This window comes from Pseudomonas sp. PGPR40 (genome assembly GCF_022014505.1).
GTDB lineage: Bacteria > Pseudomonadota > Gammaproteobacteria > Pseudomonadales > Pseudomonadaceae > Aquipseudomonas.
Genome location: NZ_JAKLSP010000014.1, coordinates 1 through 12,441 on the forward strand (window position 1 = coordinate 1; position 12,441 = coordinate 12,441).

10 protein-coding genes are annotated in these 12,441 nt (G+C 59.5%); 9 read left to right on the forward strand and 1 reads right to left on the reverse strand.

Features of this window, described 5'->3' with window-relative positions; genetic code table 11:
* The first annotated feature begins 341 nt into the window (after window positions 1-341).
* From MEB48_RS13555 to MEB48_RS13570, 4 genes are all read left to right on the forward strand, one after another.
* Window positions 342-1,604, forward strand: a complete 1,263-nt coding sequence (locus MEB48_RS13555) for an ATP-binding protein (RefSeq protein ID WP_237884713.1) — start codon at window positions 342-344, stop codon at window positions 1,602-1,604.
* Window positions 1,597-2,157 (forward strand): response regulator transcription factor, encoded by a 561-nt coding sequence (locus MEB48_RS13560; protein WP_007901386.1) that lies wholly within the window; start codon window positions 1,597-1,599, stop codon window positions 2,155-2,157. Before MEB48_RS13555 ends, MEB48_RS13560 begins: the two co-directional genes overlap by 8 nt.
* Before the next feature lie 96 nt (window positions 2,158-2,253).
* A complete protein-coding gene (locus MEB48_RS13565) occupies window positions 2,254-3,981 on the forward strand; it encodes an ABC transporter ATP-binding protein/permease (protein ID WP_237884714.1) in 1,728 nt (575 codons plus the stop codon).
* A 182-nt stretch (window positions 3,982-4,163) separates the two neighbouring features.
* The gene (locus MEB48_RS13570; protein ID WP_237884715.1) at window positions 4,164-4,910 is read left to right on the forward strand and encodes a FadR/GntR family transcriptional regulator; all 747 of its coding nucleotides are present in this window, start codon (window positions 4,164-4,166) and stop codon (window positions 4,908-4,910) included.
* A gap of 71 nt (window positions 4,911-4,981) precedes the next feature.
* Here MEB48_RS13570 and MEB48_RS13575 read toward each other — a convergent pair whose 3' ends face one another.
* Window positions 4,982-5,356 carry a hypothetical protein gene (locus tag MEB48_RS13575; RefSeq protein WP_237884716.1) on the reverse strand — a complete coding sequence of 125 codons (375 nt, stop codon included), beginning with the start codon at window positions 5,354-5,356 and terminating at the stop codon, window positions 4,982-4,984.
* Between the two features lie 351 nt (window positions 5,357-5,707).
* Here MEB48_RS13575 and kdgD point away from each other — a divergent pair, with 351 nt between their 5' ends.
* From kdgD to MEB48_RS13600, 5 genes are all read left to right on the forward strand, one after another.
* Complete coding sequence (gene kdgD, locus MEB48_RS13580; protein ID WP_008015297.1) at window positions 5,708-6,619, forward strand: 5-dehydro-4-deoxyglucarate dehydratase; 912 nt, start codon at window positions 5,708-5,710, stop codon at window positions 6,617-6,619.
* A 37-nt stretch (window positions 6,620-6,656) separates the two neighbouring features.
* Complete coding sequence (locus MEB48_RS13585) at window positions 6,657-8,102, forward strand: aldehyde dehydrogenase family protein (protein WP_237884717.1); 1,446 nt, start codon at window positions 6,657-6,659, stop codon at window positions 8,100-8,102.
* Window positions 8,103-8,285: 183 nt separating this feature from the next.
* On the forward strand, window positions 8,286-9,656 hold the full coding sequence (locus MEB48_RS13590; protein WP_237884718.1) for an MFS transporter: 1,371 nt from the start codon (window positions 8,286-8,288) through the stop codon (window positions 9,654-9,656).
* Between the two features lie 11 nt (window positions 9,657-9,667).
* The gene (garD, locus tag MEB48_RS13595; RefSeq protein WP_237884719.1) at window positions 9,668-11,221 is read left to right on the forward strand and encodes a galactarate dehydratase; all 1,554 of its coding nucleotides are present in this window, start codon (window positions 9,668-9,670) and stop codon (window positions 11,219-11,221) included.
* Window positions 11,222-11,396: 175 nt separating this feature from the next.
* Entirely contained in the window at window positions 11,397-12,338 is a 942-nt protein-coding gene (locus MEB48_RS13600) for an AEC family transporter (protein WP_237884720.1), read from the forward strand.
* Window positions 12,339-12,441 lie beyond the last annotated feature (103 nt).

Below are 12,441 nucleotides of genomic sequence, written 5' to 3' on the forward strand. Positions count from 1 at the left end.
TGCGTTTCTTCATGTATTACAACCGCACCAGGCTCCACAGCTACAACAACTACCTGTCGCCAATAGCTATGGAGCTAAAAGCGGCATAAACACCGTAACCGGTGTCCGGATTTACTTGACCAGTTCAAGCTCGCTCCTACAGGAATGCGTCGTATATAAACTCCTGCACGCCAAAATCCCGTAGGAGCGAGCGATGCGGCGATCCGACTTGCCCGCGAAGGCGTCCTTATAGACGCAGCAAACCTTCCTGCCATGTGGTCGTTTGCCGCACTTTTGCCTCTCAGGCCCGCGGCTTGGTTATACTCCGTGCGATCCGCCTGGAGCGCTCATCAGGAGAGCTCATGCTCGCCCCCGTTCAAATCACTTCCGCCACTCGCCAGAACCTCTGGCGGCTCACGTTCATCCGCACGTTAGTGCTGGCCGCTCAGGCCGGTTCCGTAGGCCTGGCCTACTGGTTCGACCTGCTGCCGTTGCCGTGGGTGCAACTGGCAATGACCCTCGGTTGCTCGATCCTGCTCTGCGTGTTCACCGCCGTCCGCCTGCGTACCTCCTGGCCAGTCACCGAGCTTGAATACGCGTTGCAACTGGCCTGCGACCTGTTTATCCACAGTGCCTTGCTGTACTTCTCCGGCGGTTCGACCAACCCGTTCGTCTCTTATTATCTGGTGCCGCTGACCATCGCCGCCGTGACGTTGCCGTGGCGCTATTCGGTGATTCTGTCGGGTATCGCCCTGGCGCTTTATACGTTGCTGCTGGCGCGGTTCTATCCGCTGGAAACGTTCCCGATCGCCCGGGAAAATTTGCAGATCTATGGCATGTGGCTGAGTTTCGCCCTGGCGGCGGCAGTCATCACGTTCTTCGCTGCCCGTATGGCCGAAGAGCTACGCCGCCAAGAGGAGCTGCGCGCCATTCGTCGTGAAGAAGGCCTGCGCGATCAGCAATTGCTGGCCGTCGCGACCCAGGCTGCCGGCGCCGCCCATGAACTGGGCACGCCGCTGGCAACCATGAGCGTGCTGCTCAAGGAAATGCGCCAGGACCATCCCGACCCGCTGTTGCAGGACGATTTGAGCGTGTTGCAGGATCAGGTCAAACTCTGCAAAGAAACCTTGCAGCAGTTGGTTCGGGCGGCGGAAGCCAATCGTCGCTTGGCGGTGGAGATGCAGGACGTCACCGACTGGCTCGACGAAGCCCTGAACCGCTGGCATTTGATGCGCCCGGAAGCCAGTTACCGCTTCCAGCGTCTGGGCCAAGGGGCTGTGCCGCGCATGGCGCCGCCGCCGGACTTGACCCAGGCCCTGCTGAACTTGCTGAACAATGCCGCCGATGCCTGTCCCGAAGGCTTGCAAGTGACCCTGGACTGGAATGCCGAGGACTTGACCATCAGCATTCGCGACCATGGCGCCGGTGTGCCATTGGCCATTGCCGAGCAGATCGGCAAACCGTTTTTTACCACCAAGGGCAAAGGTTTCGGCCTGGGCCTGTTTTTGAGCAAGGCCAGCGTGACACGCGCCGGCGGCTCAGTGAAACTCTACAGTCATGAGGAAGGTGGCACGCTTACCGAGCTGCGCCTGCCCCGTGTCGCCCGAGGAGACGAACATGAGTGACGAGATCCAAGTCGAAGGCGAAGAACTGCCGCATTTGCTGCTGGTGGATGACGACGCAACCTTCACCCGCGTGATGGCCCGCGCCATGGCCCGCCGTGGTTTTCGCGTCAGCACGGCAGGTTCCGCCGAAGAAGGCCTGACCATCGCCCAGGCCGACATACCGGATTACGCCGCCCTTGATCTGAAAATGGACGGCGACTCGGGCCTGGTGTTGCTGCCCAAGCTGCTCGAACTCGATCCGGAAATGCGCGTGGTGATCCTCACCGGTTATTCGAGCATTGCCACCGCTGTCGAGGCGATCAAGCGCGGCGCCTGCAATTACCTGTGCAAACCGGCGGACGCCGATGACGTCCTGGCCGCATTGCTCTCCGAGCACGCCGACCTTGACACGCTGGTGCCGGAAAACCCGATGTCCGTGGACCGTCTCCAGTGGGAGCACATCCAGCGCGTATTGACCGAACACGAAGGCAACATCTCCGCCACTGCCCGCGCCTTGGGCATGCACCGCCGCACGCTGCAGCGCAAACTGCAGAAGCGCCCGGTTCGTCGCTGAACGGACGCTGAACGATTATCGCCAGCCCTCGCGATAACACGAACCGATCATTTATGATCGGTTCGTGTGTGTTCTTTTCTTTATCGAGCCTTATCCATGAATCAGAACGCTGAATATTCCGCGGTCAACGATGCTGTGCACGGGCAGTTTTTTCGCAAAGTCTGGGCGATGACCACGCCTTACTGGCGCAGCGAAGAGAAGGGCAAGGCCTGGACGTTACTGATCGCAGTGATCGCGCTGTCATTGTTCAGCGTGGCGATTTCGGTGTGGATCAACAGTTGGTACAAGGATTTCTACAACGCCCTGCAGAAGAAGGACGAAGCGGCGTTCTGGCAATTGATCCTGTATTTCTGTGGCATCGCCGCCGTGGCGATTCTCGGCTCAGTGTATCGTCAGTACCTGACCCAGATGCTGACCATTCGTTGGCGGGCCTGGCTTACCGAAAAGCACTTTGCCCGCTGGCTCGCGCGCAAGAATTACTATCAGCTGGAGCAGGGCGGTTATACCGATAACCCCGACCAGCGGATTTCCGAAGACCTCAATAGATTCACCACTATCACCCTGGACCTCGGCCTGGGATTGATCCGCACCGTGGTCAGCCTGGTGTCGTTCTCGATCATTTTGTGGGGCGTTTCAGGTAGCATCGAGGTGTTCGGCTTCACCATTCCCGGTTACATGTTCTGGTGTGCGCTGGTGTACGCGACGGTCGGCAGTTGGCTGGCACACCTGATCGGCAAACGCTTGATCGGCCTGAACAATAACCAGCAACGCTTTGAGGCCGACCTGCGTTTCTCCATGGTGCGGGTGCGCGAAAACGCCGAAAGCATTGCGTTGTACAACGGCGAGCCGAATGAAAACCGGCGCTTGAGCAATCGCTTCGGGCTGGTGTGGCACAATTTCTGGGACATCATGCGCGTGTCCAAACGCCTGACTTTCTTCACCTCCGGATATAGTCAGATCGCGATCATTTTCCCGTTCATCGTTGCGGCGCCGCGTTACTTCACCGGCAAGATCGAACTCGGTGAGCTGATGCAAATCAACTCGGCCTTTGGCAACGTGCAGGAGAACTTCAGCTGGTTCATCAACGCGTATACGGATCTGGCGGCATGGCGCGCCACGTGTGATCGTCTGCTGAGTTTCCGTCAGGCCATGACCGATAACGAAGAACGTGCACCGGCCATCGATGTACAGAACCAAGGCACGACGTTGAAGGTGCATAACCTTGGCCTCGATCTCGCTGACGGTCGTCATCTGCTGACCAACGCCGACATGACCGTGGAGGAGGGCGAGCGCGTGATGCTCAGCGGTCGTTCCGGCAGCGGCAAATCGACTTTGCTGCGGGCGATGGGGCACCTTTGGCCAGCCGGCCATGGCAGCATCCGTCTGCCGACGGGGCGTTACCTGTTCTTGCCGCAAAAACCGTATCTGCCGATTGGCACCTTGCGCGAGGCGCTGAGTTATCCACAGCCGGGCGACACTTACCCGCACGAGCGTTATGCCCACGTGCTGGAAACCTGCCGCTTGCCGCATCTGGTTTCGCGTCTGGATGAAGCCAATCACTGGCAGCGCATGCTTTCGCCGGGTGAGCAGCAACGACTGGCCTTCGCCCGCGCGCTGCTTTATGCGCCGCAATGGTTGTATATGGATGAAGCCACTTCGGCGATGGACGAAGAGGATGAAGCGTCGTTGTATCAGGCGTTGATCGATGAATTACCGGGCTTGAGCATCGTCAGCGTCGGCCATCGCAGCAGCCTGAAGCGTTTCCATCCACGGCATGTGCGTATCGAGAATGGGCATCTGGTGGACCAGACCGTCACCGCCTGAACACCACCTCCCCCGTGTAGGAGCGAGGCTTGCCCGCGAAGAACGATAACGCGGTCTTCGATTGAAAACCGCGGGGAGGCCTTCGCGGGCAAGCCTCGCTCCTACAGGGGGGCGGTGGTGATCGTACAACTCGCATACGCTATGATGCGGGCTCAGCCGAATTCTTGAGACAGACGTTCACCATGGAAAATCCGATCGACGCACCTCGCCTCCCTCGCAAGCGCCGCAGCCTCGCTCAGGAATTGGTGACGGTGCTGTCCGAGCAGATCCGCGACGGTCACCTCAAACGTGGCGACAAGTTGCCCACCGAGTCGGCGATCATGGAGGCCCATGGCGTCAGCCGCACCGTGGTGCGCGAAGCGATTTCCCGTTTGCAGGCCGCCGGCCAGGTTGAAACCCGTCATGGCATCGGCACCTTCGTGCTCGACACCCCGAGCCCGAGCGGTTTCCGTATCGACCCGGCCACCGTGGTGACCTTGCGCGACGTATTGGCGATTCTGGAATTGCGCATCAGCCTGGAAGTGGAGTCCGCCGGCCTTGCCGCGCAACGTCGCAGCCCTGAACAGTTGGCCGCCATGCGTGAGGCCCTGGACGCCCTCAATGAAAGTGCCGCCCGCGCCAGTGATGCCGTGGGATCGGACTTTCAGTTCCACCTGCAAATTGCCCTGGCCACCGGCAACCGCTACTTCACCGACATCATGACTCACCTGGGCACCAGTATTATTCCGCGCACGCGTCTGAACTCCGCGCGCCTGGCCCATGATGATCAGCAGCACTACATGAGTCGCCTGAGCCGCGAGCACGAGGAAATCTACGAGGCGATCGCGCGACAGGATTCCGATGCGGCGCGCGCAGCGATGCGTCTGCACCTGACCAATAGCCGCGAAAGGCTGCGCCAGGCCCATGAAGAGGCGCAGGCGCAGGGGTGACAGGCGTTACGGTTTCACTTCGGTTGTGTCGTAGTGCGCCTGAACTATAAAGGCCAGGCGCAAGTTGGATGTCATGATTCCATATACAGTCTCAGAGGCTCCGAACACGGTTCCATACTCGACTCATCCGCGAATTTGTAACGCAATTCCACTTCTGTGTTCAGGTAATTTTCCAGTTCCGCTTTCGGGATTCGCAGCTCAATTCCCGTTCGTTTTACCACATCGTCACTGGCCTCATCCCAGACGCCGGTAGGCTCTGCGAGGCCCTCCCAGTCAGGCTCTTCTGTGTTCGTGCCAAGGATTGGATAGACGTCCCAGTTCGGCGGAATATCGTTCGGATCCGGCACGCGGATGATCAAGTCTTCACTGAGGGTCGATAATCGGATGGTTACCTGGTCGACGGGGTGATCCGGGAACTGTGGAAGGTATGCAATGGCAAAAGTCATGAGGCAACGCTCTCCTTGAAAAGTCTGCCGCGATCCTTCGCGGCAGTGGTCGCACTTTACGCAGGCAGGCCATACCTTGCAGAAGCCAATATTGACCAGGCATTTCAAGGTCCAGGTCTGTCTGTTATTCCCATCTTGTAATCTCCTCCGACAACGTAACTCTTCGGCACGGTCTTCCTGGCAGAGCGTAACCCCACGTTTTCGGGCCGGAATGAGCACCCCGTCTAGCAAAATGCCCATCCCGCGATGAAATGCAGTTGACGGTTGTATTTTAAGTTGTACGATGACCTACAACTTCGGCGAAGGCTGAACGGTTTTCTCACAACGTTGCTACCCAGGGTGTTCGAATAAATGAATCCACAAGAACTGAAGTCCATCCTCTCTTCCGGCCTGCTGTCGTTCCCGGTCACCGACTTCAATGCTCAGGGCGATTTCCATCGCGCGGGCTATATCAAGCGTCTCGAATGGCTGGCCCCATACGGCGCCTCGGCATTGTTCGCCGCGGGCGGCACCGGTGAGTTCTTCTCTCTGGCGGCCAGCGAATATTCGGAAATCATCAAGACGGCCGTCGATACCTGCGCCACCAGCGTGCCGATCCTCGCCGGTGTCGGTGGCGCCACCCGCCAGGCCATCGAATACGCTCAGGAAGCCGAGCGTCTGGGTGCCAAAGGCCTGTTGCTGCTGCCGCATTACCTGACCGAAGCCAGCCAGGATGGCGTTGCCGCCCACGTTGAAGCGGTATGCAAATCGGTAAAAATCGGCGTGGTGGTTTACAACCGTAACGTCTGCCGCCTGACCGCTCCGCTGCTGGAACGCCTGGCCGAGCGCTGCCCGAACCTGATCGGTTACAAGGATGGCCTGGGCGATATCGAGTTGATGGTGTCGATCCGTCGCCGCCTCGGTGATCGCTTCAGCTACCTGGGCGGTTTACCGACCGCCGAAGTCTACGCCGCGGCCTACAAGGCGTTGGGCGTGCCCGTCTACTCCTCGGCGGTGTTCAACTTCATCCCGAAAACCGCGATGGATTTCTACCACGCCATTGCTCGTGAAGATCACGCCACGGTTGGCAAGATCATCGACGACTTCTTCCTGCCGTACCTGGACATCCGCAACCGCAAGGCCGGTTACGCCGTGAGCATCGTCAAGGCCGGGGCAAAAATTGCCGGTTATGACGCAGGCCCGGTGCGTGCACCGCTGACCGATCTGACGGGCGAAGAGTACGAAATGCTTGCTGCGCTGATCGACAAGCAAGGTGCGCAATAAGCTTTTTGCGTGAGGACTTCTTTTAAAGGGGCAGCCCATGGCTGATTCAACGCGTTTCGATAACTACATCAACGGCGAATGGGTGGCGGGCAGTGATTACTGCGTCAACATCAATCCGTCCGAGCTGACCGATACCATCGGCGATTACGCCAAGGCTGATCTGGCTCAGGTCCACGCCGCCATCGACGCCGCTCACGCCGCGTTCCCGGCCTGGTCCACTTCGGGTATTCAGGCACGTCACGATTCACTGGATAAAGTCGGCAGCGAGATCCTCGCCCGTCGCGAAGAGTTAGGCACTTTGCTGGCCCGGGAAGAGGGCAAGACCCTGCCCGAAGCCATTGGCGAAGTGACCCGCGCCGGTAATATTTTCAAGTTCTTCGCCGGTGAATGCCTGCGCTTGTCGGGCGATTACCTGCCGTCAGTGCGTCCGGGCGTCAACGTCGAAGTCACTCGCGAAGCCCTCGGTGTGGTCGGCCTGATCACCCCGTGGAACTTCCCGATCGCGATCCCTGCGTGGAAAATCGCTCCGGCCCTGGCTTACGGCAATTGCGTCGTGCTGAAGCCTGCTGATCTGGTACCGGGTTGTGCCTGGGCGCTGGCGGAAATCATCTCCCGCGCAGGCTTCCCCGCCGGCGTGTTCAACCTGGTGATGGGCAGCGGTCGCGTGGTTGGCGATGCGCTGGTACAGAGCCCGAAAGTCGACGGCATCAGCTTCACTGGTTCCGTCGGTGTCGGTCGTCAGATCGCTATCAGCTGCGTCTCGCGCCAGGCCAAGGTTCAGCTGGAAATGGGCGGCAAGAACCCGCAGATCATTCTGGATGACGCCGACCTCAAGCAAGCGGTCGAGCTGTCGGTACAGAGCGCGTTCTACTCCACCGGCCAACGGTGCACCGCGTCGAGTCGCTTCATCGTCACCGCCGGGATTCACGACAAATTCGTCGAAGCCATGGCCGAGCGCATGAAGTCGATCAAGGTCGGTCACGCACTGAAAACCGGTACCGATATCGGTCCGGTCGTCTCGCAGGCTCAGCTTGAACAGGACTTGAAGTACATCGACATCGGCCAGTGCGAAGGTGCGCGTCTGGTCAGCGGCGGTGGTTTGGTGACGTGCGACACCGAAGGCTACTTCCTCGCCCCGACGCTGTTTGCCGACAGCGAAGCTGCGATGCGCATCAGCCGCGAAGAAATTTTCGGCCCGGTGGCCAACATCGTTCGCGTCGCCGATTACGAGGCAGCGCTGGCCATGGCCAACGACACCGAGTTCGGTCTGTCGGCGGGTATCGCCACGACGTCGCTGAAGTACGCCAACCACTTCAAACGCCACTCCCAGGCCGGGATGGTGATGGTCAACCTGCCGACCGCCGGCGTGGATTACCACGTTCCGTTCGGTGGGCGTAAAGGTTCATCCTATGGATCACGTGAGCAAGGTCGCTATGCGCAAGAGTTCTACACGGTCGTGAAGACCAGCTACATCGGCTCCTGACAGGAAACACCGCGGTATCGGCATCGATACCGCAACCCCTGTAGGAGCTGGCTTGCCAGCGAAGACGTCCTGACAGCCAACGCATTTGTTGAATGTTTTACCGCCTTCGCTGGCAAGCCAGCTTCTACAGGGAACACAGCAGATTCACCCGCGCATAAAAATAATTTGTGGGAGTACATCTACATGCAATCGACCCAGAAGCCGACTCACGTCCGCTATTTGATCCTGCTCATGCTTTTCCTCGTGACCACGATCAACTACGCCGACCGGGCCACCATCGCAATCGCCGGCTCCAGCCTGCAAAAAGACCTCGGCATCGACGCGGTCACTCTCGGTTATATCTTCTCCGCATTCGGTTGGGCCTACGTGGCCGGGCAAATTCCCGGTGGCTGGCTGCTGGACCGTTTCGGTTCGAAAAAAATCTACGCCCTGAGCATCTTCACCTGGTCGCTGTTCACCGTGCTGCAAGGCTATGTTGGTGAATTCGGGCTTTCCACCGCCGTTGTCGCGCTGTTCATGCTGCGCTTTTTGGTGGGCCTGGCCGAAGCGCCATCCTTCCCCGGCAACGCACGCATCGTGGCGGCCTGGTTCCCGACCGCTGAACGCGGTACAGCGTCTGCGATCTTCAACTCGGCGCAATACTTCGCCACCGTGTTGTTCGCGCCGCTGATGGGCTGGATCGTTTATTCCTTCGGTTGGCAGCACGTGTTCATCGTCATGGGGGTAATCGGCATCATCTTCTCCGGGATCTGGCTGAAGGTGATCTACAGCCCGCGCCAACACCCGATGATCAACGACGCCGAGTTCAAGCACATCGCCGACAACGGCGGCATGGTCGACATGGACCAGGACAAAGGTAAAGGCAAAAAGGGCGACGGTCCGAAGTGGGACTACATTCGCCAACTGCTGACCAACCGCATGATGCTCGGTGTGTATCTGGGCCAGTACTGCATCAACGGCATCACTTACTTCTTCCTCACCTGGTTCCCGGTGTACCTGGTGCAGGAGCGTGGCATGACCATTCTCAAGGCCGGTTTCATTGCCTCGCTGCCAGCGATCTGCGGGTTTATCGGTGGTGTGCTTGGCGGGGTGATTTCCGATTACCTGCTGCGTAAGGGGCACTCGCTGACCTTTGCCCGCAAGGCGCCGATCATCGCCGGTCTGCTGGTTTCCAGTAGCATCGTGGCTTGCAACTATGTAGACGTTGAATGGATGGTCGTCGGCTTCATGGCCCTGGCATTCTTCGGCAAAGGCGTGGGTGCGTTGGGCTGGGCGGTGGTGTCCGACACCTCGCCGAAACAGATCGCCGGTCTCAGCGGTGGCCTGTTCAATACCTTCGGCAACATCGCGTCGATCACCACGCCGATTGTCATCGGTTACATCATCAGCTCCACCGGCTCGTTCAAATGGGCGCTGGTGTTCGTCGGTTGCAACGCGCTGGTAGCCGTCTTCAGCTATCTGGTGATCGTTGGCCCGATCAAGCGAGTGGTGCTCAAAGAGCCGCCGGTCAGCGGTCCTGAAACCAACACCAAGTTATCTGAAGCGCATTCCTGAGGAGCGGCGTCATGCAGTTGATTGAACATTCCGACTCGCCGCGCTACATCCGCCTGCACGAGCGGGACAATGTGGTGATCGTGGTCAACGATCAGGGCGTGCCGGCCGGCACCGAATTCCCCGATGGCCTGGTCACCGTGGATTTCGTGCCGCAGAGCCACAAGGTCACTCTCGAGGACATTCCCGAGGGCGGCCAGGTGATTCGTTACGGCCAGACCATTGGGTATGCGTTGCAGCCGATTCCTCGCGGCAGCTGGGTCAAGGAAGATCAATTGCGCATGCCGACCGCGCCGCCGCTGGACAGTCTGCCGCTGTCCACCGAAGTGCCCGCCGCGCAGGCACCGCTGGAAGGCTTCACCTTCGAGGGTTATCGCAACGCCGACGGCACTGTCGGCACGCGCAATATTCTGGGCATCACCACCACTGTGCAATGCGTCACCGGGGTGCTGGACCATGCGGTGAAACGCATCAAGGACGAGTTGCTGCCCAAGTACCCGAACGTCGATGACGTGGTGGCGCTGACCCACAGTTACGGCTGCGGCGTGGCGATCACCGCCACCGACGCGTACATCCCGATTCGCACCGTGCGCAATCTGGCGCGCAACCCGAACCTGGGTGGCGAAGCGCTGGTGATCAGTCTGGGCTGCGAGAAATTGCAGGCTGGCCAGGTGATGCACGAGAACGACAGTTCGGTGGATTTAAGCGATCCATGGTTGTACCGCTTACAGGATTCCAGCCACGGTTTCACCGAGATGATCGAGCAGATCATGGCGCTGGCCGAGACTCGTTTGAAGAAGCTCGATCTGCGTCGTCGGGAAACCGTGCCGGCCTCCGAACTGATCCTCGGCATGCAGTGCGGCGGCAGCGATGCGTTCTCTGGCGTCACCGCCAATCCGGCGCTTGGCTATGCCTCGGACCTGTTGTTGCGGGCGGGGGCGACGGTGATGTTTTCCGAAGTTACCGAAGTGCGCGATGCGATTTACCTGCTGACGTCCCGCGCCGAAACCGAGGAAGTTGCTCAGGAGTTGGTGCGGGAAATGGACTGGTACGACCGTTACCTGGCCAAGGGCGAAGCGGATCGCAGTGCCAACACCACGCCGGGGAACAAGAAGGGCGGGTTGTCGAATATCGTCGAGAAGTCCCTGGGCTCGATCGTCAAATCCGGCAGCAGCGCGATCAACGGGGTGCTTGGCCCTGGTGAACGGTTCAAGCGCAAAGGGCTGATTTTCTGCGCGACCCCGGCCAGTGATTTTGTCTGTGGGACGTTGCAGTTAGCGGCGGGGATGAACCTGCATGTGTTCACCACCGGGCGGGGTACGCCTTATGGGTTGGCGATGGCGCCGGTGGTGAAGGTGTCGACCCGCACAGAACTGGCGCAACGCTGGCCGGATTTGATCGACATCGATGCCGGGCGGATTGCCACCGGGCGGGCGTCGATTGAAGACCTTGGCTGGGAGTTGTTCCACTACTACCTGGACGTGGCCAGCGGCAAGAAACAGACATGGGCGGAGCAGCATAAGCTGCATAACGACATCACCTTGTTCAACCCTGCGCCGATCACCTGAGACCGAGTGATCGTTCCCACGCTCTGCGTGGGAATGCAGCCCGGGACGCTCTGCGTCCCAAAAGCGTGACGCAGAGCGTCACAAGAGGCATTCCCACGCAGAGCGTGGGAACGATCCGGGTGAAAGTGGCTTATCATTAGCCCCCTAACGACACCCACCCAAGGTTCCCCCCGGCATGCTGGCTATCTTCCTCGAAACCCTGAACATCACCGCGCCGGTGTTTGCCATGCTGTTTCTGGGGGTCCTGCTCAAGCGCATCGACTGGATCAATGACAGCTTCATTCATACCGCGTCGGCCCTGGTGTTCAACGTCACCATGCCGGCGTTGCTGTTTCTGGGCATCTTGCATGCCGACCTGCATGCCGCGCTGCAACCGGCGCTGCTGATCTACTTCTCGGTCGCGACGCTGCTGTGCTTTACGATTGCCTGGGGCTGGGCGATCTGGAAATGCCCGCGGGAAGACCGAGGCATCTACACCCAGGGTGCATTTCGCGGCAACAACGGTGTTATCGGTCTGGCACTGGCGGCGAGCATGTACGGCGGCTACGGGATTTCTCTCGGGGCGATACTCGCGGGGCTGGTGATCGTGCTTTACAACACCCTGTCGACCATCGTGCTGGCTGTCTATAGCCCGGTGATCAAATCTGATCCGTGGAGCATCTGCAAAAGCGTGATGGTCAACCCGTTGATCATCAGCGTGTTTGCGGCGATACCGTTTGCCTGGTTCAAGATCGGTTTGCCAGGGTGGCTGGAAACGTCCGGCCAGTACCTGGCACAAACCACGTTGCCGTTGGCGTTGATCTGCATCGGTGGCACGTTGTCGCTGGCGGCGATGCGCAAAAGCGGCACGATGGCGTTGAGTTCGAGCCTGCTGAAAATGATCGGCCTGCCGGTGCTGGCGACGCTTGGTGCCTGGCTCTGGGGCTTTCGCGGGGCGGAGTTGGGGATTCTGTTTCTGTACTTCGGCAGCCCGACTGCCGCGGCCAGTTTCGTCATGGCTCGAGCGGCCAATGGCAATCATGAACTGGCGGCGGCGATCATCGTGATTACCACGCTGATGGCGGCGATCACCACCAACCTCGGGATCTTTTTGTTGCAGTGGGGTGGGTGGATTTAGCTTCAGGATTTGTGGTGTTTTTTAGATCCATTCGCGAGCAAGTCGAATCGTCGCACCGCCGCTCCCACAGGGGAATGCATTCCAAAATGTGGGAGCGGGCTTG